We start from the raw sequence: 24,910 nt of genomic DNA, 5'->3' as shown, positions 1-24,910 counted from the left end.
CTCCCGCAGACGGGAGAGGGCTACAAACAAAAGCAAAACGTGCTTCACGTCACCCGCTGCATCACCCGAAACGCCGCGCCGCCGCCCCAGACTTCGACCCAGGGTTCGGATTCGTCCAGGGTCCAGGCCAGCAACGCGCGTTCGCGGTTCTGCTCCCAGTCGCCGTCGGGCCACGGGAAGTGCCAGCCGCCGAGCACGGCGACGATGTCGTCGGCGTACATCGGGCAATGGGTTTGCCAGTGTTTGAGATAGGCGTCGTCGTGACCGTCGTCGAACGCATCCGGCGGCGGCAGCGAACGCGACGAATGGGCGTACAGCGGCTCGCCCTCGACCGCGGAATCGGCCCGCGGCAAGCGCGCCTGCGGGTCGTGCACGGCGAATCCCGATTCGCAGTCTTCTTCGTCGGTGTAGATGCTCAGCACGCCGCTGTCCGGGCCGAGGCCTTCGGGCAGGAACCGGCAGTCGATGCTGAGCCAGTGGCGGTGATTCGCATCGGGCGCGGTGACCACGCCGGGGCCGCCCCACCATGCGGCGAATCGCTCGCCATCGCGTTTGAGCAGCACGCTGACGCGGGCCAATGCGTCGGCTTGCGCGATCAGCGCCGACACGGTCGGCGCGGAATCGTCGGATCTGGCCATGTTCATCGTTCCTTGATGAAAGAATTCCGGGATGTAACGAGAAAACCACCGACTGCGGGAGCGCCTCGCGGCGCCCCCGCATGACGGCTTAGCCGCGCGCGGCCAACTGCGACAGACGCTGCACCGCGACCGAGGCGGTCGGATAGTCCAGAGTTTTCTGCGCCGCCAGCTCGGTCAGCATCGCCAGGGTGAAACGCAGCGACTGGTCGTCGCGTCCCAACCATGCCTGCACCTTCGCGTCGGCGTTGGCGCCCGGCATCTTCAGCACCTGGCCGACCAGGATGCGCTGCTGGGTCGACAGTTCCTCGCGCAGCACGCCGCGCGCCACCGCATGCCAGCGGCCGTCGACGGTCAGCGCGTCGATCTGCTCCTGCAGCCACGGCAGACGCAGCGCTTCGCCGAGGCGGAAGTGGACCTTGGCCACGTCGACCGGCTTGAGCTTGCGCTCGCGCGCCAGTTCGATGATGTCGCAGCTCGGCTCCAGGTACGGCAGCGCGGCCAGCTGCGCGGCCAGCGATTCGGGCACGCCCTTGGCCTTCCAGTCGGCGAACGCGGCATCGTGGTTCGGGCGTTCGCCGTCGCCGAGGATGCCGACGCCGGCGCGGATGTTCTTGAAGCCGTCGTGGTAGCGGTCGACCGCGGTGGTGATGTCGGGAATCGCGCCCGGACGCGACAGCAACCAACGGGTGAACGAACGCTGCAGCGTCCAGATCACCTGCAGGGCGTCGATCTGGGTCGACTCGGCGACCTTGCCGTCGAGCGCGTCGATCTGCGTCCACAGGTCGCGCGCATCCAGGGTTTCGCGGGTGATGGTGAAGGCCTTGGCGACCTCGCCCGGGGTGCGGCCGCTGTCTTCCTGCATGCGCAGCAGGAAGGTCGCGCCCATCCGGTTGATGGTCGAGTTGGTCACCGCGGTGGCGATGATTTCGCGCTTCAGGCGGTGGTTTTCCATCGCCTTCGCGTACTTGGCCTGCAGCGGCTGCGGGAAGTAGCGCACCAGTTCCTTCGACAGGTACGGGTCTTCCGGCACGTCCGAATCGAGCATCTGCTGGAACGCGACCAGCTTGGAGTACGACAGCAGCACCGACAGTTCCGGACGGGTCAGGCCCTGGCCGCGCGCCTTGCGCTCGGCGATTTCGGCGTCGCTCGGCAGGAACTCGATCTGACGATCGAGCAGGCCTTGCGACTCGAGCGTACGGATGAAGTGCAGCTTCGAACCCAGGCGCGACAGGCTCATCCGCTCCATCAGGCTGATCGCCTGGTTCTGGCGGTAGTTGTCGTTGAGCACGAGGTCGGCCACTTCGTCGGTCATCGACGCCAGCAGCTTGTTGCGCTCGGGCAAGGTCAGCTTCTTCGCCTGGACCTGGCCGTTGAGCAGGATCTTGATGTTGACCTCGTGATCCGAGGTGTCCACGCCGGCGGAGTTGTCGATGAAGTCGGTGTTGAGCAGCACGCCGTGCTGCGCGGCCTCGATGCGGCCGAGCTGGGTCAGACCCAGGTTGCCGCCCTCGCCCACCATCTTGCAGCGCAGGTCGCCGCCGTTGACCCGCAGCGCGTTGTTGGCGCGGTCGCCGACGTCGCTGTTGGTTTCGCTGCTGGCCTTGACGTAGGTGCCGATGCCGCCGTTCCACAGCAGATCGACCGGCGCCTTGAGGATCGCGCTCATCAGCTCGACCGGGCTCATCGCGCTGGCGTTGCCTTCGATGCCGAGCGCGGCCTTGATTTCCGGCGACAGCGGGATCGACTTGGCCGAACGCGGGTACACCCCGCCGCCCTTGCTGATCAGCGCCTTGTCGTAGTCGTCCCAGCTCGAGCGCGGCAGCTTGAACATGCGCTCGCGCTCTTTGAACGTCTTGGCCGCGTCCGGGTTCGGATCGAGGAAGATGTGGCGGTGGTCGAACGCGGCCAGCAGGCGGATGTGCTTGCTCAGCAGCATGCCGTTACCGAACACGTCGCCGGACATGTCGCCGATGCCGACCGTGGTGAAGTCCTGGGTCTGGCTGTCGCGGCCGAGCGAACGGAAGTGGCGCTTGACCGACTCCCACGCGCCCTTGGCGGTGATGCCCATGCCCTTGTGGTCGTAACCGACCGAACCGCCCGAGGCAAACGCGTCGTCGAGCCAGAATTTGTGCTCGGCGGCGATGCCGTTGGCGATGTCGGAGAAGGTCGCGGTGCCCTTGTCGGCGGCGACGACCAGGTACGGATCGTCGTTGTCATGGCGCACGACATTGGCCGGCGGCACGATCTTGCCGCCGACGATGTTGTCGGTGATATCCAGCAAGCCGTTGATGAACATCTTGTAGCAAGCGATGCCCTCGGCGAGGATCGCATCGCGGTCGCCGCCGATCGGCGGACGCTTGGCGAAGAAGCCGCCCTTCGAACCGACCGGCACGATCACCGTGTTCTTGACCATCTGCGCCTTGACCAGACCCAGCACCTCGGTGCGGAAGTCTTCGCGGCGATCGGACCAGCGCAGACCGCCGCGCGCGACCGGTCCGAAGCGCAGATGCACGCCTTCCACGCGCGGGCCGTAGACGAAGATTTCGCGGTACGGACGCGGCTTGGGCAGGTCCGGCACGTTGGCCGAATCGAACTTGTAGCTCACGTAGCCGCGCTCGGAACCGTCGGCGGTGGTCTGGTAGTAGCTGGTGCGCAAGGTGGCGTTGATCACGCCGATGAAGCTGCGCAGGATGCGGTCTTCGTCGAGGCTGGAGACGCGGTCGAGCAACGCCTTGATCGCCTCGACCGTGGCCTGCGCCTGCTGATCGCGCTTGCCGCTGCGCGCTTCGATCACCGGCTTGAGCGCGGTCATGACCGCGGCGTCGCCGCCGGACAAGGTGTCGAACTGCTGGACCAGGCGTTCCTGGCCGGCCTTGATCTCGTCCTTGCTCTCGTTGCCGGTGCACGGGTCGAAGCGCGCTTCGAACAGTTCCACCAGCAAACGCGCCAGCAGCGGATAGCGGCTGAAGGTTTCCTCGACGTAGCTTTGCGAGAACGGCACGCCGACCTGCAGCAGGTACTTGCAGTACGCGCGCAGCATCGCGACCTGACGCCAGGACAGGTTGGCGGTGAGGATCAAGCGGTTGAAGCCGTCGTTCTCGGCATTGCCGCGCCAGATCTGGGCGAAGGCTTCCTCGAAGTTTTCGTCCAGACGGTCGACGTCGATGTCGTTGTTGGCGGTCTCGACCTCGAAGTCCTGGATGTAGACCGGCTGGTTGTCGACATTGAGCCGGTACGGATGCTCGGAGATCACCCGCAGACCCATGTTCTCCATCATCGGCAGCGCGTCCGACAGCGGGATGTCGTCGAGCTGGCGGTAGAACTTGAAGCGCAGCCCGCCTTCGCCCTGGCGGGTGCGGCACAAGCTCAGGCGCAGGTCGTCGGGGCCGCTCAGGGCGGCGACATGGGCGATGTCCTGCGCGGCGACGGCGGCGGAGACTTCCTCGATGTAGCCCGCCGGCAAGGCGCGCCCGTAACGATTGGCCAGGGCCAGGCCCTGCTGCTCGCCGTTGTTGCGCACCAGCGCTTCGCGCAGGTCGTCCTGGCGATTGCGCACGATCTCGGCCAGTTCGGCCTCGATCGCGGCGTTGTCGATCTGACGGCCGCCGTTGCTGACCGCATCGCCGGCCTTCGGCCGCACGATCAGGTGCAACTGCGCCAGCGGCGATTCGCCGATGTGCACGGTGGTGTCGACGTGTTCGCCGTGCAGCTTGTCCTTCAACATCGCTTCCACGCGCAGGCGCACGTCGGTGTTGAAGCGCTCGCGCGGGATGTAGACCAGGCCGGAGTAGTAGCGGCCGTAGCGGTCCTGGCGCAGGAACAGTTTGCTGCGCACGCGCTCCTGCAGGCCGAGGATGCCCGAGGTGGTCTTGAGCAGTTCTTCTTCGCTGGACTGGAACAGCTCGTCGCGCGGCAGGGTTTCCAGCACATGGCGCAGTGCCTTGCCGCTGTGGCTGTCCGGGCCGAGGCCGGACTGCTGCATCACGTAGGCATGGCGCTGACGCACCAGCGGGATGTCCCACGGGCGACGGTTGTAGGCGCTGGAGGTGTACAGGCCGAGGAAGCGCTTTTCGCCGGTCGGACGGCCTTCGGCGTCGAAGCTGAGCACGCCGATGTAGTCCATGTAGCCGGGACGGTGCACGGTGGAACGCGCATTGGTCTTGGTCAGGATCAACGCATCGACCGAACCCGACTGCGGCATGTAGTGCGCCGCCAGCGAGGTCAGCAGGCGCGGCTTGCCGACTTCCTTGCCGCGCAGCAGGCCCAGGCCGCTGTCCTTGACAGCGCGCAGCACCTCGTTGCCGCCGAGCTTGACGACTTCGTACTCGCGATAACCCAGGAAGGTGAAGTGGTTGTCGGCGGCCCAGTGCAGGAACGCCTGCGCCTCGCGCTTTCCGTCTTCGTCAATCGGCAAGTTTTCGCCCGGCAGATCGTCGGCGACCTCGTTCATCTTGTCGCGCATCTGCGCCCAGTCGCGCACGATCGCGCGCACGTCGGCGAGCACGGTTTCCAGCGCCTGCTTGACCGCGGCGGCCGATTCCGGGGTCTGCCGGTCGATTTCCAGGTGCATCAACGATTCGGCCACGCCCTGCCCGACCGCCAGCAGCTTGCCGGCCTTGTCGCGCTGGAACGTCACCACCGGATGGCCGAGCACGTGCACGCCGATGCCCTGATCGGCCAGCGCCATGGTCACCGAGTCGACCAGGAACGGCATGTCGTCGTTGGCGATCTGCAGCACGGTGTGCGGCGATTCCCAGCCATGAGACTTCAGCGTCGGGTTGAACAGGCGCACCAGCGCCGACCCCTGCTTGCGATCGCGCGCGTAATCGAGGAAATCCACCGCCAACGCCGCCCAGCCGTCGGGCTGGTGCTGCGGCAGCTCATCCCCGCTCATGCGCTTGTAGAACGCATGCGCGAACGCTTCGGCTTCGGCATGGCGCGCCTTCGGCAGGCGCTTGCGCATCGCCGCGACGATCGGCTCGAGGCTGACCGCCTGGCTGTCGACCGGCGGCGCGGACTGGCCGGTGTCCAGCGCGGCCTTGTCGGGCGCGGCCTTCTTGACGCTGGCCGACTTGCTGACGGGCGCTTGCTTGGTCGCAGCGGGTTTGGCCGAGGTTTTCTTGACCGTGGCTTGCTTGGCCGATGCCGACTTCGTCGCAGGTTTGGCGGCGGCGCGTTTGGCGGGTTCGGGCTTGGAAGCTTTTTTAATGCTCATGGGGATGTCGAGATCCGGATGGAATGAGGCCCACGCTTTCGCGCGGGCCAAGAGAGTGGTTATTGCCTGGAGTTCAAACCGTGCGAGGCGGCAACGATGCCGGCGCCGTAATCGAGCGACGCGCCGACACGGGCCCGCGCGCAGACGCGCGGGCCGGCATGCATGGCGCGGACCGAAACGCGCAAGCCCTTGCCGCCGTCCTCAGGACAGGCGGTAGGCCTGGACGAACCGAAACGTTTCATCGTCGGTAGTTTTTCAGCGCAGACCGGTTTCGTTGCGGGCGATGACCAGACGCTGGATCTCGCTGGTGCCTTCGTAGATTTCGGTGATCTTGGCGTCGCGGAAATAACGCTCCAGCGGCATTTCCTTGGAATAGCCCATGCCGCCGTGAATCTGCACGGCCTGGTGGGCGATCCACATCGCCGCTTCCGACGCGGTCAGCTTGGCGATCGCCGCCTCGTTGCTGAAACGGCCGCCGTTCTTCTCGGTCTGGCCCTTGGTCCAGGCCGCGCGCAAGGTCAGCAGCAGGGCCGCGTCGAGCTTGCACTTCATGTCGGCGATCTTGGCCTGGGTCATCTGGAACGCGCCGATCGGCTGGCCGAAGGCCTTGCGCTCGCGCACGTAGACCAAGGTGGCCTCGTACGCCGCGCGGCCGATGCCGATGGCCTGCGAGGCGATGCCGATGCGGCCGGCGTCGAGCACGCCCATGGCGATCTTGAAGCCGTGGCCTTCCTCGCCGAGCACGTCCTCGGCGGTGGCGACGTAGTCTTCGAACTCGATCTCGCAGGTGGCCGACGCGCGGATGCCGAGCTTGGGCTCGGTCTTGCCGCGGTGGAAACCCGGCTTGGCGGTGTCGATCATGAACGCGGTGATGCCGCGCGCGCCCTTGTCCGGGTCGGTCATCGCGAACAGCACGATGTACTTGGCGACCGGGCCGGAGGTGATCCAGCTCTTCTTGCCGTTGATCACGAAGCTGCCGTCGGCCTGCTTGACCGCCTTGCAGCGCATCGCGGTGGCGTCGGAGCCCGACTGCGGCTCGGTCAGCGCGAACGCGCCGATCTCGCGGCCTTCGGCGATCGCGCGCACGTACAGCTGTTTCTGCGCCTCGGTGCCGAACTTGAGAATGCCGTTGCAGAACAGCGAATTATTCACCGACACGATGGTCGAGTGGGCGGCGTCGCCGGCGGCGATTTCGACCATCGCCAGCACGTAGGAGATCGGGTCCATGCCGGCGCCGCCGTACTCGGCCGGCACCTCGATGCCCATCAGGCCGTTCTCGCCGAGGGTGCGGATGTTCTCGAGCGGGAACTCGCCGGTCTGATCGTGGTGCTCGGCGCTGGGAGCAATCTTTTCCTGGGCGATACGGCGCGCCACGTCCTGGATCATCAACTGCTCTTCGGTAAAGCCAAAATCCACGTCGGCACCTCTCGGGTCTTGATTGCTGTGGTGATTGCCATCGCAGCCCGATCGAACGGCGCCGTCGCCTCACTGGCGTGTCGCGGCCGATCCGACCCTGGCTCATGGTCCGCGCGTCCATTCGTTGAACCGCGAACGCGAATTGTAGCCGTGCGCGCCGAATAACCCCACCCATCGGCCTGCCCCGATCTGGCGTTCGGCCCGCGCGCTTTCAGTCCGCTTTCAGACGCCGTCAGGGTCGTCCCCGACTTTGCTGCGACGCGTCACGACTTGACCTGAGGGGCGGCGGATACCACACTTATCGCTGTATCGCGATACGTTGATGGAAGAGCGGGAATCGGGAATGGAGAATCGGGAATCGGCGCCTGCCGATGTCGCCGACGCCGTTCTCGCGATTCCCCATTCCCGATTCCCCATTCCCATCCAGGGCACCTCATGGATCTAGAAGGCTGGTCATCCCGTCTAAAAGTGTTCGCCGACGCCACCCGCGTGCGTCTGCTGACCCTGCTTGAGCGCGAGGAACTGACCGTGGCCGAGCTGTCGGCGATCACCCGCCTGGCCCAGCCGCGCGTATCCACCCATCTGTCCAAGCTCAAGGAAGCCGGACTGGTGCGCGACCGCCGCGCCGGCGTGTCGGCGTATTACCGCTTCGACGAGGGCGCGCTGGATCAGGCCCAGCGTGCCTTGTGGCAGACCCTGAGCACCGGCAGTGACGATCCTTTACTGCGTCAGGACGCCGAACGGGTGACCGCGGTGCTGGCGATGCGCGCCTCCGACCAGAACTGGGCCGACTCGGTGGCCGGCGACATGGAGCGCCACTACTCGCCCGGCCGCACCTGGGAAGCACTGGCCCGTTCGGCGGTGCCGCTGCTGCAACCCGGCGACGTGCTCGACATCGCCTCCGGCGACGGCGTGCTGGCCGAGCTGCTGGCGCCGCACTCCAACCGTTATGTGTGCCTGGACGCCAGTACCAAGGTGGTCGCGGCCGCGTCCGAGCGCCTGCGCAAGCTCAAGAACGTGGAAGTGCGCGAGGGCGACATGCACGCGCTGCCGTTCGACGCCGACAGTTTCGACCTGGTCGTGCTGATGCACGCGCTGACCTATGCCGAGCAACCGGCGCAGGCGGTGGTCGAGGCCGCGCGGGTGCTGCGTCCCGGCGGCCGCCTGCTGCTGACCAGTCTGGCCAAGCACGAGCATCGCGGCGCGGTCGAAGCCTTCGGCCACGTCAACCTGGGGTTCGCCGAAAAGGACCTGCAGAAATTCGCCGCCAAGGCCGGGTTCGAGATCGTCAGCTGCGAGACGGTCACCCGCGAACGCCGGCCGCCGCATTTCGAAGTGATCGCGTTGATGGCGCGCAAGCCCGGCGGCGAGCCGGTGCGCAAGCCCGGCAAGAAGTGAGGAGATCGATATGAAACAGCTGCCTTGGATCAATCCCGAGCGCGCGCAAGCGCTGGAACGCGGGTTGGCGCAACGCATCCTGGTCATGGACGGCGCGATGGGCACGATGATCCAGCAGTTCACGCTGGAAGAAGCCGACTACCGCGGCGAACGCTTCGCCGAAGGCTTCGACCGGCTGTACGCGCCGCAGGACGAACACGGCGAGCACGTGCATGGCGAGGGCTGCGGCTGCTCGCGCGATCAGCGCGGCAACAACGATCTGCTGACCCTGACCCGGCCCGACATCATCGGCGACATCCACGCCCAGTACCTGGCCGCCGGCGCCGACCTGATCGAGACCAACACCTTCAACTCGACCACGATCTCGCTGTCCGACTACGGCCTGGAGCATCTGGCGCGCGAGCTCAACCTCGAAGGCGCGCGCCTGGCGCGCAAGGCCTGCGACGAGGCCGAGGCGCGCGACGCGGCCGCGGGCAAGGACAAGCCGCGCTACGTGATCGGCGTGCTCGGCCCGACCAGCCGCACGGCCTCGCTGAGCCCGGACGTCAACCGTCCCGGCTACCGCGCGATCACCTTCGACGAACTGCGCATCGCCTACCGCGAAGCCACCGACGGCCTGATCGACGGCGGCGCGGACGTGATCATGGTCGAAACCATCTTCGACACGCTCAACGCCAAGGCCGCGCTGTTCGCGGTCGAGGAAGCCTTCGACGCGCGCGGCGCGCGGCTGCCGGTAATGATCTCCGGCACCATCACCGACGCCTCCGGCCGGACCCTGTCGGGCCAGACCGCCGAGGCGTTCTGGTACTCGGTGCGCCACAACCAGCCGGTCGCGATCGGCCTGAACTGCGCGCTCGGCGCCAAGGACCTGCGCGTGCATATCGACGTGCTGGCGCAGATCGCCGACGCCTATATCAGCACCCACCCCAACGCCGGCCTGCCGAACGCGTTCGGCGGCTACGACGAAACCCCCGAGGACATGGCCGCGGTGCTCGGCGAATTCGCCCGCGCCGGCCTGCTCAACCTGGTCGGCGGCTGCTGCGGCACGACGCCGGCGCATATCGCCGCGATCGCCGCGGTGGTCGAGGGCGTGGCGCCACGGCAGCCGCTGCATCTTCAAGCGGTCGCTTGAAGACGAGAAACGAGTGCAGAGGAGTGAGGAGTGAGTAAAGGCGGCTCTGACTCACTCCTCACTCCTCTGCACTCGTTCCTGGCTCCGCCCCCCCTCGAATAACGCAAGAAGCCATCTGTAATGACCGCAACCCTCCCCCGCCAGACCCGGCTCAGCGGCCTCGAACCGCTGCAGATCACCCCGCAAAGCAACTTCGTCAACGTCGGCGAGCGCACCAACGTCACCGGCAGCGCGCAGTTCAAGAAGCTGATCCTCGAAGGCCGTTACGACGAAGCCATCGTCGTGGCGCGCCAGCAGGTCGAAAACGGCGCGCAGGTGCTCGACGTCAACATGGACGAGGGCATGCTCGATTCCGAGCTGGCCATGGTCACCTACCTCAACCTGATCGCGGCCGAGCCCGACATCGCGCGCATCCCGGTGATGGTCGACAGCTCCAAATGGACGGTGATCGAGGCCGGGCTCAAGTGCCTGCAGGGCAAGGGCATCGTCAATTCGATCTCGATGAAGGAAGGCGAAGCCGAATTCCTGCGCCAGGCGCGGCTGGTGCGGCGCTACGGCGCGGCCGTGGTGGTCATGGCCTTCGACGAAGTCGGCCAGGCCGACAGCATCGACCGCAAGGTCGAGATCTGCTCGCGCGCCTACAAGCTGCTGACCGAGGAGATCGGTTTTCCGCCCGAGGACATCATCTTCGACCCGAACGTGTTCGCGATCGCCACCGGCATCGAGGAACACAACAACTACGCGGTCGATTTCATCGAGGCCACGCGCGAGCTCAAGCGACGGTTCCCGTACAGCCATATCTCCGGCGGCGTATCCAACGTCTCGTTCTCGTTCCGCGGCAACGAGCTGGTGCGCCAGGCGATCCACGTGGTGTTCCTGTACCACGCGATCAAGGCCGGCATGGACATGGGCATCGTCAACGCCGGCGGTTTGCCGTTGTACGACGATCTCGATCCGGACCTGCGCGAGCGGGTCGAGGACGTGGTGCTCAATCGCCGCCCCGACGGCACCGAGCGCTTGCTGGACATCGCCGACCGCTTCAAGGGCAAGAAAGGCGAGAAGAAGGTCGAGGATCTGCGCTGGCGCGACAAGCCGGTGCGCGATCGCTTGAGCCATGCGCTGGTCTACGGCATCGATCAGTGGATCGAGGAAGACACCGAAGCGGCGCGCATCGAATCGACCCGCCCGCTGGACGTGATCGAAGGCCCGCTGATGTCGGGCATGAACGTGGTCGGCGACCTGTTCGGCGCCGGCAAGATGTTCCTGCCGCAGGTGGTGAAATCGGCGCGGGTGATGAAGAAGGCGGTCGCCTACCTGCTGCCGTACATCGAAGCCGAGAAGCTGCGCACTGGCGATGTCGGCAAGTCCAACGGCAAGATCGTCATGGCCACGGTCAAGGGCGACGTGCACGACATCGGCAAGAACATCGTCGGCGTGGTCCTGGCCTGCAACAACTTCGACGTGATCGACCTGGGCGTGATGGTGCCGGCGCAAACCATTCTGGACCGCGCCAAGGCCGAGAACGCCGACCTGATCGGCCTGTCGGGCCTGATCACACCGTCGCTGGAGGAAATGAGCCACGTCGCCCGCGAGATGCAACGCCAGGGCTTCACCATGCCGCTGCTGATCGGCGGCGCGACCACCTCGCGCGCACACACCGCGCTGAAGATCGACCCGCATTACAAGTCGCCGACGATCTGGGTCAAGGACGCCTCGCGCGCGGTCGGCGTGGCCCAGTCGCTGATCTCGATCGACCTGCGCGAGCCGTTCGTCGCCGCCAACGCCTCCGACTACGCCGAGATCCGCGAACGCCACAAGAACCGCGGCGACGGCAAGCGGCTGGTGTCGCTGGAAAAGGCGCGTGGCCAGCGTTACGACGGAGGCTGGAACGACTACGTTCCGCCCGCGCCGAAGCAGCCCGGCTTGCACGTGTTCGACGATTACCCGCTGGACGAACTGGTCGAGTACATCGACTGGACGCCATTCTTCAACACCTGGGAACTGGCCGGCCGCTATCCGGCGATCCTGAGCGACGAAATCGTCGGCAAGCAGGCGACCGAGCTGTACCGCGATGCGCGCAGGATGCTCAAGCAGTTGGTCGAGGAGAAGTGGATTCGGGCCAAGGCCGTGTTCGGCTTGTGGCCGGCGAATTCAATCGGTGACGATGTCGTGGTCTGGGAATCGGGAATCGAGAATCGGGAGTCGGCGCAGGCGGCCGAAGCCATTTCCGACTCCCGATTCTCCATTCCCCATTCCCGCACCTTGCACTTCCTGCGACAGCAAGCCGACAAACCCGCCGACCGCCCCGACTTCTGCCTGGCCGACTTCGTCGCGCCGAAGGAGTCGGGCCGGCAGGACTGGATCGGCGGTTTCGCGGTCACCGCCGGCATCGGCATCGAGCCGCATGTCGCGCGCTTCGAGGCCGATCACGACGACTACAACTCGATCATGATCAAGGCCCTGGCCGATCGTTTCGCCGAAGCGCTGGCCGAGCGCCTGCATCAGCGTGTGCGCAAGGAATTCTGGGGCTACGCCGACGACGAAACCCTCGACAACGATGCGCTGATCGACGAAGGCTACCGCGGCATCCGCCCCGCTCCGGGCTATCCGGCCTGCCCCGAACACAGCGAGAAGACCACGCTGTTCGAGATGCTCGACGCCACCCGCCACACCAGCCTGGAGTTGACCGAAAGCTTCGCCATGTACCCGGCCGCGGCGGTCTCGGGCTATTACTTCAGCCATCCGGGCAGCCAATACTTCGTGGTCGGCCGGGTCAACAAGGAACAGGTCGAGGACTACGCCAGGCGCAAGGGCGTCAGCGTGATCCAGGCCGAACGGTGGCTGGCCTCGAATCTGGATTACGATCCCGAGTGAGCGCGCCGGGGCCCTGCCCCGATGCGCCGATCGTATCGACTACGATCCGACCCCAGCCCGCAGCGCCGAACGAGTACGCAAGGATGAGCGACGAAATCCTGTTGTCCGCCGATGTCGAAGAGCAGGCCGAATCGGCCGACGCTTTCGGCAACGCCGCCTTCATCGAAAAACACGCCGGGCCGGGTCGGATCGGCCTGTGCGGCGGCCGCGACTGGATCAACAAGCTGATTCGCAAGGCGCAGTCGCCGTTGACCGTCGACGGCCATCGCAGCCTGTGGTCGCACGCCTTCATGTTCAGCGAGCGCCGCATCGACGGACGCTGGTGGGTGATCGAGTCCGATCTGGACATGCGCTACAAGCAGATCCGCCTGGGCGTGCAGGAGAACCGGGTCGAGCGTTACTACGACGCCGAAGCGTTTCCGAACATCGCGATCCTGGATTTCGGCCTGGACGAGGACCAGGTCCGCAAGGTCCAGATCGCCGGGCTCGACCTGTTGTCGGGGCTGTCGAGTTATTCGATCAGCGAGTTGGTCGGCACCTTGATGGCGATGCACAGCAGCCGCCTGCGCAAGCGCAGCAACCTGCTGGCCAAGGAAGGCGCGCTGTACTGCTCGGCGCTGGTCCAGCATTGCTATGCCGCGGCCGGCATCGAGTTCCTGCCCGGCGTGCCGGGCAAGAACATCGCCCCGCACGACATCGACGAATCGCCGTTGCCGCATCGCACCCACCGCATCATCCGCGACCTGGGCGTGTCGACGGTGCGCGAGCTGGCGCACAGCGCGCGCGCCATGTTGCCGGCGTCGCTCGGCGGCGATTGAAGACGCGTTGGCGAATCGATCGTCGCCGCGGCTTAGGCGCGCGGTGACCGACACCGACCGACGACGACGCACACGCCGGGCCGCACATCCCGACCCGTCATGAAACTCCGCCGGCGCGATGGCCGGCGGAGCGTCAACACATCAGACAACTTCCCTGCGACCGGCTTACGGAGCCGGCGGCAACGGCTGTTCGACGTTGTAACGGGTGACCGCGCATTCGGAAAAACCCGAGTGCATCGTGTTGATGAACACGTTCTCCACGCAGGTCGCCCCGCTCGCGCCGCTGAGACCGAACATCACGTTCTGCTGACGCGACATGATGGTGTTGTGGACCACGCGCGCGCGCGGCGACTGTTCCAGGCGGATCATGCGATCGACCCCGGCCGGATCCAGGAACTGGTTGTTGGTGATCTGCACGTCGGGCGAGCCCACCAGTTCCAGGCCGACCGGCCCGCTGTGGCCGGCGACGACGTTGTTGCTGATCACCGCGCGACCCAGGCCGACCACGCGCAGCGCCGGGGCCCAGCTGGACGAGGGATCGTTGGCGGTCGGGTAGCCGATCACCCGGTTGCCGACGATGCGGGTCGGTTCGGCGAACGGATCGTTGTTGTTGCCGTGGACCATGATCGCGACATCTTGCGCACGTACCACGGTGTTGTTGAGCAACTGCGCATTGGAATGCACGTTCATGTCGATGCCGATCGGGAAACCGTCGACTCGGCAATTGCGCACGATGACCTTGTCGCCGGAGTTGATCCGGATGCCGGTCGGGCCGCCGCCGTTGGAACTGGGATTGATGATGGAGCGGGTACGGCAATCGAGTTCGATGTCCGGTCCGCTGATTTCGATCGGAAGACTGCGATTGGCGCTGAGGCAATACTTGCCCGGGCCATGGATCGATATTTGCTGCGACGAAACGATGGTGTCGCAGGCGAACGCGGAGGTGCTGAGCATCAGGCCGGTCAGTGCCAGGCCGGCAATCGGGAGCAGTCGCATGAAGTTCCTTTTCCTTGAAGGGTGTGACGGATGAGCGCAGTGCGCGAGGTGATCAGTCGCCTCGCTGTGCTGCGCCGACGATTGTATCGACATTGCATCTCACTCATCGCGACGAAGCGCCGATCCCGTCTGACTCTGTCGCCTGCACCTTCACCGCAAACGACGCCGCCCCGCTGTTTTGAAGGCGGCGTCTTTGAGATGCATGCCGGCACGTTATCGATGACTATCGCCGCAAAAAATCAATCCCCGTTATTGATCTGCTCGACGTTGTAACGCTTCACCACACAGCCTTCCAGGCCCGAATGCACGGCATTGATCAGGATGTTCTCGATGCAGGTCGCCTCGCTCGCGCCGCTCAGGCCGTGGGCGTTGACCCCGCGACGCAGCATCACGGTGTTATGGGCCAGGCGCGCGCGCGGCGAGAAAATAAAATCCACGCCGACCGATCCGCCTTCGTTCAAGTCGAGCAACTGATTGCCGGTCAGCTGCGCATCCGGCGAGCGGTCCAGTCGCAGCGCGGCATGGCCCATGAAACCGGCGACCACGTTATTGGTCAGCACCGCGCGCGGCGAATGCCAGATGCCGATCGCCTGCTCGGCGCCGTTTTGCGAGCCGTAGAACAGCACCCGGTTGCCGACCACGCGCAGACCGTCGCCTTCGGGCCGGTCGCTGCCGTACGCGGTGATCGCCGGGCCCTCGGGGATGAAGGTGTTGTTGAGGATCTGCACGTTGAGAAACTGTTCGGCGAGCACGCTGAACTGCCAGCCCTCGAAGCGGCAGTTGCGCAGGGTGAGGTTGTCGCCGCGCAGCAGCACGCCGGTGCCGAACCCGGGCGTATCGGGCGCGCGCGACAGCGTGCGGCCACGGCAGTCGAGTTCGACGTTGTCGGCGTGCACTTCAATCGGCGCGCTGCGGTTGGCGGCCAGGCAGTAATTGCCGGCGGCGTCGATCGAACGCACCTGCGGCGACAACACGGTGTCGCAGGCGGCGTGGGCGGTGTGGCTGAGCAACAGGCCGGACAAGGCCAGGCCCGCGAACGTAAGAATGCGCATGAATTCCCTCTCTGAGTGGATGTCCCTATGGCGTGCGTCGCCGCCGGGCCGCATTGATCGGCCCGATCAGCAATCTGCTACGCACGCGGCCGCACTTTAGCCACAACCAATCTCATCCGCGGCGATGGCGGCGGGTTCCATGCGCGAATCAGCGGCGCGTTCGGTGACCCGCATGTCATCCAGTTTTCCGACGACGTGGCGAACGTCGAATGGTCGCTGCCTAGCCCGCGCTCGCCGACGTGCTTTCCTCGATCCACGCCCGCGTCTGCGCCAGCACTTCGTCGGACAACGCCGGGTCGTCGCTGAGCCGCGCCAGGATCACCGCGCCGACCATCGCCGACCAGGCGCCGATCGCCTGCCGCCTGCGCGTGGCTTCATCCGGCGCGGATTCCATACGGGTCATGTGCTGCAGATGCTGGCGCAATCCCTCGGTCATCGCATGACGCGCCTGCGGCGACTGGCGGATCGTGTCGGCGCCGAGCGCGGCGGTCGGGCACCCGCCGGCAAGGTCGCCGCAGTGATGCGGCGACAGATAGAAATCCACGAACGGCTGCAGTTCGTCGCCGACCTGGGCCTGGCTCAACACATGGCCCAGGGTCTGCGCGATCAGATCGTCCTTGGACTGGAAGTGGCCGTAGAACGCGCCATGGGTCAGGCCGGCGGCCTTCATCACCTCGGCCACCGTGACCGCCTCGAACCCGCGCGCACGGAACAGCCGGCCGGCCTCGTCGAGGATCCTGCGGCGGTTTTCACCTACCTGTTCGCGGCTGACTTTCATCCGGTTCTCCTGCTGATTGCGGCCGATTCAACGACCCGACGAGCGGCGTCTGATCGTCCTTGACATCTTACATGACGATCATCATGATAACTTAAACATGATGATCATCAGTAATAAACCCACCCCACATCGAACGAGGTTCACCGTGACTACCCCGCTTCCTTCCGTCCTCATTACCGGCGCTTCCAGCGGCATCGGCGCCGTTTACGCCGACCGCTTCGCCCGCCGCGGCCACGATCTGGTCCTGGTGGCGCGCGACCTGACCCGCCTGGACGCCCTCGCCGAGCGTCTGCGCGCCGATTACGGCGTCCAGGTCGAGGTGCTGCAGGCCGACCTCGCCGACCCGGTCCAGCTGACGCGGGTCGAGGCGGTGCTGCGTGACGACCCGCGCATCGGCGTGCTGGTCAACAACGCCGGTGCCACCCTGCCCGGCAACTTCCTGGCGCAGTCGCCCGAGCAGGTCGCGCAACTGATCGCGCTCAATGTCACCGCGCCGGCGCGGTTGGCGGCGGCGATCGCGCCGCGACTGGCCGCCGCCGGCCAGGGCTCGATCGTGAACCTCGCGTCCGTGGTCGGGCTCGCGCCGGAATTCGGCATGAGCGTGTACGGCGCGACCAAGGCCTTCATGCAGTACCTAAGCCAGTCGCTGCTGGTCGAACTCGGGCCCCAGGGCGTGTACGTGCAGGCGGTGTTGCCGGCGGCCACGCGCACCGAAATCTGGGAGCGTTCGGGCCGCGACGTGGAACAGATTCCCGGGCTCATGGAAGTCGACGATCTGGTCGACGCCGCCCTGTCCGGTTACGACCGGCGCGAGACGGTGACGATTCCGCCGCTGCACGAGGCGGCCTTGTGGGACACGCTGGAGCGCTCGCGGCAGGCGCTGCTTCCGCACTTCGGCCAGTCGCAGCCGGCACCGCGGTATCGCGAGGCGGCTTGAAGGTTTTGATGATGTGAGCGCGACGCGGGCCCGATGGGCTCGCGTCGTAGTGCGAGGTTCACGGTCGCGGCTTGCGCCGCTCCTACAGGGGGCCCCGAAGTCCGACTGTAGGAGCTGCGTAAGCTGCGACCGCGGGCTGACCGATCGCGGCGTCACTCACGGCCACCGGCATAACGGCACGCATTGACACGGTAGCGGCCCATCCAACTCGCGTAATGGCAAATCAGTCGCCGCGGACGGCTACCAGCTACCAGCTACCAGCTACCGCACAACTGTACGCAATGGTATGGTTCAGCCATCTCATCGCCAGCGGCCCGTTGCGGCCCCTCGCCCGCATGCACGATCTGCTGCTGTTCTCCCACGCCAACGGCTTTCCGGCGCCCGTGTACGGGGTGATGCTGGACGCGCTCGCGTCGCGGTTCCGGATCGAACGGCCGGCGCGCATCGGCCACGACCCGCGCTACCCGGTCAGCCTCGACTGGCCGCATCTGGTCGAGGAACTGGCGGCGCGGGTCGAAGCGGCCAGCGGCGATGCGCGGCGGATCTGGCTGGTCGGGCATTCGCTGGGCGGGTACCTGAGCCTGCTGGCCGCGCATCGGCTGTCGGGCTCGGCGCTGGGCTCGCGCCTGGCCGGCGTGGTCATGCTCGATTCGCCGCTGATCGCCGGTTGGCGCGCGCGCCTGGTTTCGCTGGGCCGCCGCACCGGCCTGGACAATCTGGTGATGCCCACGCGCGCGACCTTGCAGCGGCGCAAGCACTGGCCCGACACCGACGCGGTGCGCAGCCACTTCCTGGCCAAGCCGGCGTTCGCGCGTTGGGATGCGCGCGTGCTCGATGCCTACGTCGAGCACGGCACCCGCCGCGCCGACGATGGCGCGCGCGAGCTCGCGTTCGAGCGCGAGATCGAATACCAGATTTACCGTAGCTTGCCGACCACCTCGTTGAGCGGGCTGACGCCAAAGCTGCGGGTTCCGGTCGGTTTCCTCGCCGGTACGCATTCGCGCGAACTGCGTAATGCCGGCACCGCCGCGACCCGGCGTCTGGTCGGTTCGCGCTGGGCCTGGATCGAGGGCAGCCATTTGTTTCCGATGGAGCGGCCGCTGGAGACCGCACAGGCGGTCGCGGCGATGATCGATCGGATCGGGTCGGCGCAGGACGATGCGGCGGCGACGGCTGCGGTTACGTCGCGGTCGCGGGCGGTTGGCGCTTAGGTTTCGTGCTGGTTCGCGGGGTGGAGCAAATCCCCCGCGCCGTTGGTGCATCGGCTTCGTTCAAAGACGCAAGGCGCGTGCCCCCTCACAAAGTGGGCAATGGGTTGCAGCGGCTTCGTTTGTAAGCGTTGGAGTATCGAAGGCAGCGTGGCTTCCAACTTTTAGCTCTTAGCTTTCAACTCTTGCTCTCGGCTTGTCGCTTTGTCTTTTGACCTTCGGCTTCGGTTCCGAGCTTTCAAGCTTCTGAAAGTTGGCAAGATCGCGCCTATCCGGTGCCCACTTTGAAAAAGGGGGCGGCGCTAAGCGCACCCCCCTTATCGGGTCGAACCTCAGCGCGGGGGATTTGCTGTTGCTGTTGCTGTTGCTGTTGCTTTCGCAATCACAACAACAACCTCACCCTTCCCCACTCACCAGACCAGATCGTCCGGCACCTGATACTGCGGATCGGCGTAAGGATCGTCCTCCGCCGGCGCATTCGGGTCGACCTTCAACGCCACCGCCTGCGGGAAAATCTCCTCCGCCTGCGCCAGCAAGGCCGCCGTCACCAGCACGTAGCGGCCTTCCAGCTGCAGCACGCCCAGTTCGCCGGCGTTGAGCTGCTTGAGCTGTTCGGCATTGACGTAGACCCGCTTGATCTTGCCGCCATACGGGAAATGCCGGGCGATTTCGGCGTCGGCCTGGTTCAGGCCCTGGCCCTTGACCAGCTCGGTGAGCTTGGCTCGCGCTTCGCGGCGCAGCCGCGCCTCTTCCTGCTTGGCCTGCTCGGCGGCGATGCGTTCGTCTTTCTCGCGCTGGGCGCGGATCGCGTACGCCTTGGCCAGGTCGATGTCCTCGCGCGTGCGCGGCTTGCCCGGCGCGCCCGGACGCGGGCCGCGCTGATCGGGCCTGCGGCCTTCGCCGGGCTTGGACGCCGGTCGCGCCTGATCGCCGCGAGCGCCGTCGGGCCGCGCGCCCGGCGGTTTGCCGGAACGCTGCTCGCCGGGCTTGCGCGCGCCGTCGTGGCGCGGGCCCGGTTTTCCGTCGGCGCGTCGGCCGTCGGCGCGCGAGGCGCCGGGTTTGGTGTTGCCGCGCGCGGCGTCGGGCCGGTCAGGGCCGCCGCCACGGCGGTCGTCGCCCTTGCGCTCGCTGCGCTCGGGCTTGGGCGCGGGCTTGAAGCCCAGGCCCAACAGTTGATCGCGAAGTGTGTCGCTCATTGCTCGGTGTTCAATAGTGCGGCGGGGGTGGTTCGCTGCCGACATCGCCGGTCAACGGGCTGGCGGCCATCGCGGCGCGCAGGTGTTTGATCTCTTCCAGCGCGCGGAACAGCAGCAAGGTGTTGCGTGCTTCCTCGCTGCGCGCGGCGGCGAGCGCATCGCTCAGTTCGCCCAGCGCATGTTCCTGGAACGCGATGCGCGTTTCCAGGTCGACCAGACGCTGTTCAAGTTCGAAGCTCACAGGCATTGCATCCATCGGCGGCGAAGACGGCTCATGCGCCGTCGATCAGGATCGAGCGGCCGCGGCCGATGCCGTAATAGGCCAGGTCCGCCGCTTCGACTTCGTCGGGATGGTACAGGTTGCGTCCGTCGAAGATCACGCCATCGGCCAGAGCCTGGCGGACGCGGACGAAATCCGGGCTGCGGAACTGCTTCCACTCGGTCACCACCACCAGCGCGTCGGCGTCGGCGAGCGCGGCGCGGGCCGAGTCGCACAGGACCAGATCCTCGCGCTCGCCGAAGATGCGATGCGCTTCCTCGTTGGCCTCCGGATCGTAAGCGCGCACGCGCGCGCCGGCCTGCCACAGCTGGGCCAGCAAGGTACGACTGGAGGCTTCGCGCATGTCGTCGGTGTTGGGCTTGAACGCCAGCCCCCACACCGCGAAGGTCTTGCCCGCGATCGGCGCGCCGTCGTAATGACGCTGGATCAGTTCGAACAGGTGGCCCTTCTGGTTGTCGTTGACGGTTTCCACCGCGTCGAGCAGATGCGCGTCGTAGCCATGCTGCTGCGCGGTGCGCGACAGCGCCTGTACGTCCTTGGGGAAACACGAGCCGCCGTAACCGGCGCCGGGGTAGATGAAGTGCCAGCCGATGCGCGGGTCCGAGCCGATGCCCTGGCGGACCATTTCGATATCGGCGCCGACTTTCTCGGCGATGTTGGCGATCTCGTTCATGAAACTGATCTTGGTCGCCAGCATCGCGTTGGCGGCGTACTTGGTCAGTTCGGCCGAGCGCAGGTCCATGACCACGATGCGCTCGTGATTGCGGTTGAACGGCGCGTACAGGCGCTTGAGCTTTTCCACCGCGAGCGGATTGGCCGCGCCGATCACGATGCGGTCCGGCCGCATGCAGTCGGCGACCGCATCGCCTTCCTTGAGGAATTCGGGGTTGGAGGCGACATCGAAGGCGACATCGACGCCGCGCGACGCCAGTTCGCGGGCGATGGTCGCCTCGACCTTGTCGGCGGTGCCGACCGGTACGGTCGACTTGTTCACGACCACCACCGGGCGTTCGATATGCCGGCCAATGGTCGAGGCCACCGACAGCACGTACTTGAGATCGGCGCTGCCGCTTTCGTCGGGCGGCGTGCCGACCGCGATGAAGATCAGGTCGGCGTGGCCGATCGCGGCGGCCGCATCGGTGGTGAAGTGCAGACGGCCGGCGGCGTGGTTGGCCTTGACCATCGGCTCCAGGCCGGGCTCGTAGATCGGAATCACGCCGCGCGTGAGGCCCTCGACCTTGGCCGCGTCGATATCGACGCAGACCACGTCGTGGCCGACATCGGCCAGGCAGGTCCCGGTGACGAGGCCGACATAACCGGTGCCGAAGATGGTGACGCGCATGCGTTGGTTCTCGTTCTAGGTGAAGCGAACAGCGGGAATCGACGGCTGGAACAAAACAGGGAACAGGGAATGGAACGGTCCCGCGCGCGAGCGCGTGAACCGTCCACTCCCCATTCCCATCGGTCCTGTCGTTTTAGTCCCGCTTCATTGCGTCAATGCTTGTGGCCGTCGCCCATCGCGGCCGATTCCGCGCCGGCCGGACCACCAGGACCGCCGGCGTCGCCCTTGACGATGTCGAGCAGTTCCACGTCGAACACCAAGGTCGCGTTCGGACCGATCGGGCCGCCCGGGGTGCCCTGCTCGCCGTAACCGAGCTTGCTCGGGATCCACAGCTTGAACTTGCTGCCGACCGGCATCAGCGCGATGCCTTCCTGCCAGCCCGGGACCACCGCGCCGAGCGGGAACACCGCCGGTTCGTTGCGATCGTAGGAGCTGTCGAAGGTCTTGCCGTCGAGCAAGGTGCCCTTGTAGTGCACGCGCACGGTGTCGCTGACCTTCGGCTTGACGCCCTTGCCCTCGGTGAGGATCTGGTACTGCAGGCCCGACGCGGTGGTCACCACGCCCGGCTTCTTGCCGTTGGTGGCGAGGAACTTCTCACCGTCGGCCAGGTTGGTCTTGGCCAGCGCGACCATCTTTTCCATCTGCTTGGTGCGGACTTTTTCCTGCAGGCGCTGACGGATCTGCTGGGCTTCCTCGTCGGTCAACAGGGCCTTGTCGCCCTTGATGTTGGCCTGCATGGCCTTCTGCAGCACGGCCAGGTCCAGATCGTCCTTGAGCAGTTCCAGCGAACGGCCCATGTCCATGCCGATCAGGTAGCTGTCCTGTTCCTTCTCGGTCTTCATGCCGCCGAGCACCTTGACCTCGCTCTTGCCGTCGGCGGATTTTTCGCCGGGCTTGGCTTCGGCCGCCTTGTCGCCGGCCGGCTTGCCGGCCTTGTCGCAACCCGACGCGAACAGCGCCATCGAGGCGACCGCGAACGCGAGGGCGGTGTTACGCATGAAAGGCTTCATCAAACTGCACTCCTGAAAGACTGAATATCCGGAAGGTGGGAAACCGCGCCGGCTGCACACGTTGCCGGCCGGCAACTGAACGCTACGCGTCTGCGCGCGTCCGCCGCCGCTCCCGGCCGCGACCCGCGCAGCGGGGGGATTACAGGATGTCGAGCAACTCGACTTCGAAGGTCAAAGTCGCGTTCGGACCGATGCTCGGCGGCGCGCCGTTCGGGCCGTAGGCCAGTTCGGCCGGAATCCAGAACTTGAACTTGCTGCCGACCGGCATCATCGCCAGGCCTTCCTGCCAGCCCTGGATCACGCCGTTGACCGGGAATTCGGCCGGCTGGCCGCGATCGTAGGAGCTGTCGAAGGTCTTGCCGTCGAGCAAGGTGCCCTTGTAGTTCACGCTGACCTTGTCGGTCGGCTTGGGACGCTCGCCCGAGCCCTGGCGCAGGATCATGTACTGCAGGCCCGAGCCGGTCACGAACACGCCCTTGACCTTCTTGTTCTCTTCCAGGAACGCCTTGCCGTCCTTGAGGTTCTTTTCGCCGGCGGCGGCGGCCTCGGTCTTGGCCTTGGCCTGCATGCGCTCGCTGAAATTGGTCAGCAGGGTGCGCGCCTCGCCCTCGGCTAGCAGCGGCTTGCCGCCGCTCAGCGAGGTGCGCACGGCCTGCACCAGCACCGGCACTTCGATTTCGGATTTGATCTGCTGCAGGGCCGGGCCGACCATGAAGGTGCCGATCAGCAGGCCGACCTTGCCCTTGTCCACCGCCGGCGGCTGCGAACCCGGCGCGGCGCCCGCGGCCGGCTTGCCGTCGCGCGCGGCGATGCGCGCGCGCAGGGCGGTGTCGACGGTGCGCGCTTCGTCCTGGGTGATCAGCGGCTTGCCGCCGTCGAAGACGTTCTTGACCGCGCGTTCGAACGCGGCGGTGTCCAGGTCCGGACCGACCGGCTTGAGCGAGGAGGCCACGTCCAGGCCGATGGCGTAGCTGATTTTTTCACGGTCGTTGGCGAGCACGGACTTGTCCTGGGCAGAGGCGGCGCCGCTCACGAGCGCTGCAGTAGTGATCAACACGGCTGCGCCGCGCACGAAAGCCTTCATCGGGGTAGAGCTCCTTAAGTTGCAAATCTCTGAATGTTCCAGGGGCGAACCCGGAGCGATGGATCGATACGCCGCGACCGGGCGCCAGCCCGACATTGTCGCGGGCCGGCGCTATGCCGGCAATGTTCCAGTGTGACGGCGGACAAGCCGCTAAGTTCCTGGCGACGAAAGGCGCGGGCCGCGCGAAAACCCGACCGCGTGCGCAGATTCGCTCGGCTGTGTGCGCTTGCGATGACGCGCGAGCGGCAATCCGCGATGCTCAGGGCGATTTCTTCGCCGCCGCCGAGGTCGACGCCGAAGCCGCCCCACCCTTCGCGCGCGGCGCGGCGAGCGCGCGCTCGATCGCCGCGACGATGCTGGGATCGTCCGGAGTGACCTTGCTGCCGTAGCTCGCGATCAACTTGCCGTCGCGGCCGATCAGATACTTGTGGAAATTCCACTTCGGCGCCTCGCCGGCGGCCTTGGCCAAGTCCTTGTACAGCGGCGTGGCCTGATCGCCGATCACGTGCACCTTCTCGAACATCGGGAACTTGACCCCGTAAGTCAGGGTGCAGAACTCCTGGATCTGTTTTTCGTCCTCGAATTCCTGCGCGCGGAAATCGCCGGACGGGAAGCCGAGCACGGCGAAACCCTTCGCCTTGTACTTGGACTGCAGGCCTTCCAGGGCCTCGAACTGCGGGGTGAAACCGCATTTGCTGGCGGTGTTGACCACCAGCACCACGTCGCCGCCGTAGGCCTTGTTCAGATCGACCGGCACCTTGCCGGCCAGCGGACGGAAGCTGCGATCGAGCAGGCCGCCACCGGCCGCGGCGGCGCTGCCGGCGGCAAGGACCAGGCACACCAGGACGGAAAGGCCGGCGATACGGGCCGGGCGCGGAAGGGAAAGCGACGGGAAGGTCATCGGGGCGGGCTCGCAGGGGCGATTGGGGACGGCGGGCGCCAAGTATGACTTCAGTTGGGTCAAGAGCGATTGACATGCCGTGAGTTGGTGTTATAGTTGCATACAACACCGGCCCACTAACGAGCAGGACGTTCAAGATGAACCGCAAGCTCCATAACTCGATATCCGCTCTGATGGCCGCCGGCGGCGCCCTGGTGCTGGGCCTGGTGGTGATGATGCCGGTGCCGAATCCGGCGCTGGGCTCCCCGGCCGGCATGGCGGTGCTCGCCGCCGACGCCCCGGCCACCCGCCCGCTGGAACTCGACCTGGGCGTGGTCAAGGCCCAGATCGGCTTCGATCGCGCCTTCGTCGAACGCGCCAAGGCGCGCTCCAGCGACGTCGCCCAGGTCGCCCGCCGGATCGAGGCGCGCGCCCAGCAGCTCGAAAGCAGCACCACCGCGGTCGGGATCGCCGCCTTCGCCGGCGGTCTGGCCAGCGAAGTCGCCGACCTGGGCGCGGTGGCCAACTCCCTGCAAACCCCACCTGCCGCGGAGTCGGCAAGCAACGAAACCAAGCGCAAGGCCGGGACCGCCGCGCGTCACAACCGACGGAATCTCGTGATGCCTTATTTCTCCTTCTTGTCGCGGGGCTGAACC

19 protein-coding genes are annotated in these 24,910 nt (G+C 66.3%); 7 read left to right on the top strand and 12 right to left on the bottom strand.

Annotated elements, in window-relative coordinates:
- Nucleotides 1-44 precede the first annotated feature (44 nt).
- From AC3A4T_RS08605 to AC3A4T_RS08595, 3 genes are all read right to left on the bottom strand, one after another.
- Entirely contained in the window at nucleotides 45-638 is a 594-nt protein-coding gene (locus AC3A4T_RS08605) for a hypothetical protein (RefSeq protein ID WP_487675004.1), read from the bottom strand.
- Between the two features lie 88 nt (nucleotides 639-726).
- On the bottom strand, nucleotides 727-5,853 hold the full coding sequence (locus AC3A4T_RS08600; protein WP_487675003.1) for an NAD-glutamate dehydrogenase domain-containing protein: 5,127 nt from the start codon (nucleotides 5,851-5,853) through the stop codon (nucleotides 727-729).
- A gap of 255 nt (nucleotides 5,854-6,108) precedes the next feature.
- Nucleotides 6,109-7,269, bottom strand: a complete 1,161-nt coding sequence (locus AC3A4T_RS08595) for an acyl-CoA dehydrogenase family protein (RefSeq protein ID WP_487675002.1) — start codon at nucleotides 7,267-7,269, stop codon at nucleotides 6,109-6,111.
- A 435-nt stretch (nucleotides 7,270-7,704) separates the two neighbouring features.
- Between AC3A4T_RS08595 and AC3A4T_RS08590 the strand changes: the two genes are divergently transcribed.
- From AC3A4T_RS08590 to AC3A4T_RS08575, 4 genes are all read left to right on the top strand, one after another.
- On the top strand, nucleotides 7,705-8,667 hold the full coding sequence (locus AC3A4T_RS08590) for an ArsR/SmtB family transcription factor (RefSeq protein WP_487675001.1): 963 nt from the start codon (nucleotides 7,705-7,707) through the stop codon (nucleotides 8,665-8,667).
- Between the two features lie 10 nt (nucleotides 8,668-8,677).
- Nucleotides 8,678-9,799 carry a homocysteine S-methyltransferase family protein gene (locus AC3A4T_RS08585; protein WP_487675000.1) on the top strand — a complete coding sequence of 374 codons (1,122 nt, stop codon included), beginning with the start codon at nucleotides 8,678-8,680 and terminating at the stop codon, nucleotides 9,797-9,799.
- Nucleotides 9,800-9,919: 120 nt separating this feature from the next.
- A complete protein-coding gene (gene metH / locus AC3A4T_RS08580; RefSeq protein ID WP_487674999.1) occupies nucleotides 9,920-12,673 on the top strand; it encodes a methionine synthase in 2,754 nt (917 codons plus the stop codon).
- A gap of 83 nt (nucleotides 12,674-12,756) precedes the next feature.
- Complete coding sequence (locus tag AC3A4T_RS08575; protein WP_487674998.1) at nucleotides 12,757-13,491, top strand: hypothetical protein; 735 nt, start codon at nucleotides 12,757-12,759, stop codon at nucleotides 13,489-13,491.
- 165 nt (nucleotides 13,492-13,656) lie between these two features.
- On the opposite strand, the gene AC3A4T_RS08570 is transcribed toward AC3A4T_RS08575, so the two are convergent.
- From AC3A4T_RS08570 to AC3A4T_RS08560, 3 genes are all read right to left on the bottom strand, one after another.
- On the bottom strand, nucleotides 13,657-14,487 hold the full coding sequence (locus tag AC3A4T_RS08570) for a right-handed parallel beta-helix repeat-containing protein (protein WP_487674997.1): 831 nt from the start codon (nucleotides 14,485-14,487) through the stop codon (nucleotides 13,657-13,659).
- Nucleotides 14,488-14,726: 239 nt separating this feature from the next.
- Entirely contained in the window at nucleotides 14,727-15,539 is an 813-nt protein-coding gene (locus AC3A4T_RS08565; RefSeq protein ID WP_487674996.1) for a right-handed parallel beta-helix repeat-containing protein, read from the bottom strand.
- Nucleotides 15,540-15,759: 220 nt separating this feature from the next.
- Nucleotides 15,760-16,317, bottom strand: coding sequence for a TetR/AcrR family transcriptional regulator (locus AC3A4T_RS08560; RefSeq protein WP_487674995.1), 558 nt, complete (start codon nucleotides 16,315-16,317; stop codon nucleotides 15,760-15,762).
- Between the two features lie 145 nt (nucleotides 16,318-16,462).
- Here AC3A4T_RS08560 and AC3A4T_RS08555 point away from each other — a divergent pair, with 145 nt between their 5' ends.
- The gene (locus tag AC3A4T_RS08555; protein ID WP_487674994.1) at nucleotides 16,463-17,254 is read left to right on the top strand and encodes an SDR family NAD(P)-dependent oxidoreductase; all 792 of its coding nucleotides are present in this window, start codon (nucleotides 16,463-16,465) and stop codon (nucleotides 17,252-17,254) included.
- A gap of 281 nt (nucleotides 17,255-17,535) precedes the next feature.
- A complete protein-coding gene (locus AC3A4T_RS08550) occupies nucleotides 17,536-18,465 on the top strand; it encodes an alpha/beta fold hydrolase (protein WP_487674993.1) in 930 nt (309 codons plus the stop codon).
- 407 nt (nucleotides 18,466-18,872) lie between these two features.
- On the opposite strand, the gene AC3A4T_RS08545 is transcribed toward AC3A4T_RS08550, so the two are convergent.
- The 6 genes from AC3A4T_RS08545 to AC3A4T_RS08520 all read right to left on the bottom strand — a co-directional run bounded on the left by AC3A4T_RS08545 (nucleotide 18,873) and on the right by AC3A4T_RS08520 (nucleotide 24,275).
- The gene (locus AC3A4T_RS08545) at nucleotides 18,873-19,658 is read right to left on the bottom strand and encodes a DUF2058 domain-containing protein (protein WP_487674992.1); all 786 of its coding nucleotides are present in this window, start codon (nucleotides 19,656-19,658) and stop codon (nucleotides 18,873-18,875) included.
- 10 nt (nucleotides 19,659-19,668) lie between these two features.
- On the bottom strand, nucleotides 19,669-19,899 hold the full coding sequence (locus tag AC3A4T_RS08540) for a SlyX family protein (RefSeq protein WP_487674991.1): 231 nt from the start codon (nucleotides 19,897-19,899) through the stop codon (nucleotides 19,669-19,671).
- Between the two features lie 31 nt (nucleotides 19,900-19,930).
- Nucleotides 19,931-21,280 carry a UDP-glucose dehydrogenase family protein gene (locus AC3A4T_RS08535; protein WP_056113968.1) on the bottom strand — a complete coding sequence of 450 codons (1,350 nt, stop codon included), beginning with the start codon at nucleotides 21,278-21,280 and terminating at the stop codon, nucleotides 19,931-19,933.
- 152 nt (nucleotides 21,281-21,432) lie between these two features.
- Nucleotides 21,433-22,278, bottom strand: a complete 846-nt coding sequence (locus AC3A4T_RS08530; protein ID WP_487674990.1) for an FKBP-type peptidyl-prolyl cis-trans isomerase — start codon at nucleotides 22,276-22,278, stop codon at nucleotides 21,433-21,435.
- Nucleotides 22,279-22,429: 151 nt separating this feature from the next.
- A complete protein-coding gene (locus tag AC3A4T_RS08525; RefSeq protein WP_487674989.1) occupies nucleotides 22,430-23,374 on the bottom strand; it encodes an FKBP-type peptidyl-prolyl cis-trans isomerase in 945 nt (314 codons plus the stop codon).
- A 259-nt stretch (nucleotides 23,375-23,633) separates the two neighbouring features.
- On the bottom strand, nucleotides 23,634-24,275 hold the full coding sequence (locus AC3A4T_RS08520; protein ID WP_487674988.1) for a glutathione peroxidase: 642 nt from the start codon (nucleotides 24,273-24,275) through the stop codon (nucleotides 23,634-23,636).
- 137 nt (nucleotides 24,276-24,412) lie between these two features.
- Between AC3A4T_RS08520 and AC3A4T_RS08515 the strand changes: the two genes are divergently transcribed.
- Entirely contained in the window at nucleotides 24,413-24,907 is a 495-nt protein-coding gene (locus tag AC3A4T_RS08515) for a hypothetical protein (protein WP_487674987.1), read from the top strand.
- Nucleotides 24,908-24,910: the final 3 nt, after the last annotated feature.

This window comes from Lysobacter sp. Soil_N_51, assembly GCF_057655755.1.
Note: the sequence above shows the minus strand (reverse complement) of the source record. Positions and strands in the feature narration are given on the sequence as shown.

Bases quoted from the DNA above. Each gene is read 5' to 3' on its own strand.
- AC3A4T_RS08605 (WP_487675004.1), bottom strand. From the start codon at position 638: ATGGCCAGATCCGACGATTCCGCGCCGACCGTGTCGGCGCTGATCGCG.
- AC3A4T_RS08600 (WP_487675003.1), bottom strand. From the start codon at position 5,853: ATGAGCATTAAAAAAGCTTCCAAGCCCGAACCCGCCAAACGCGCCGCC.
- AC3A4T_RS08590 (WP_487675001.1), top strand. From the start codon at position 7,705: ATGGATCTAGAAGGCTGGTCATCCCGTCTAAAAGTGTTCGCCGACGCC.
- AC3A4T_RS08585 (WP_487675000.1), top strand. From the start codon at position 8,678: ATGAAACAGCTGCCTTGGATCAATCCCGAGCGCGCGCAAGCGCTGGAA.
- metH (WP_487674999.1), top strand. From the start codon at position 9,920: ATGACCGCAACCCTCCCCCGCCAGACCCGGCTCAGCGGCCTCGAACCG.
- AC3A4T_RS08575 (WP_487674998.1), top strand. From the start codon at position 12,757: ATGAGCGACGAAATCCTGTTGTCCGCCGATGTCGAAGAGCAGGCCGAA.
- AC3A4T_RS08570 (WP_487674997.1), bottom strand. From the start codon at position 14,487: ATGCGACTGCTCCCGATTGCCGGCCTGGCACTGACCGGCCTGATGCTC.
- AC3A4T_RS08565 (WP_487674996.1), bottom strand. From the start codon at position 15,539: ATGCGCATTCTTACGTTCGCGGGCCTGGCCTTGTCCGGCCTGTTGCTC.
- AC3A4T_RS08560 (WP_487674995.1), bottom strand. From the start codon at position 16,317: ATGAAAGTCAGCCGCGAACAGGTAGGTGAAAACCGCCGCAGGATCCTC.
- AC3A4T_RS08550 (WP_487674993.1), top strand. From the start codon at position 17,536: ATGGTATGGTTCAGCCATCTCATCGCCAGCGGCCCGTTGCGGCCCCTC.
- AC3A4T_RS08545 (WP_487674992.1), bottom strand. From the start codon at position 19,658: ATGAGCGACACACTTCGCGATCAACTGTTGGGCCTGGGCTTCAAGCCC.
- AC3A4T_RS08535 (WP_056113968.1), bottom strand. From the start codon at position 21,280: ATGCGCGTCACCATCTTCGGCACCGGTTATGTCGGCCTCGTCACCGGG.
- AC3A4T_RS08530 (WP_487674990.1), bottom strand. From the start codon at position 22,278: ATGCGTAACACCGCCCTCGCGTTCGCGGTCGCCTCGATGGCGCTGTTC.
- AC3A4T_RS08525 (WP_487674989.1), bottom strand. From the start codon at position 23,374: ATGAAGGCTTTCGTGCGCGGCGCAGCCGTGTTGATCACTACTGCAGCG.
- AC3A4T_RS08520 (WP_487674988.1), bottom strand. From the start codon at position 24,275: ATGACCTTCCCGTCGCTTTCCCTTCCGCGCCCGGCCCGTATCGCCGGC.
- AC3A4T_RS08515 (WP_487674987.1), top strand. From the start codon at position 24,413: ATGAACCGCAAGCTCCATAACTCGATATCCGCTCTGATGGCCGCCGGC.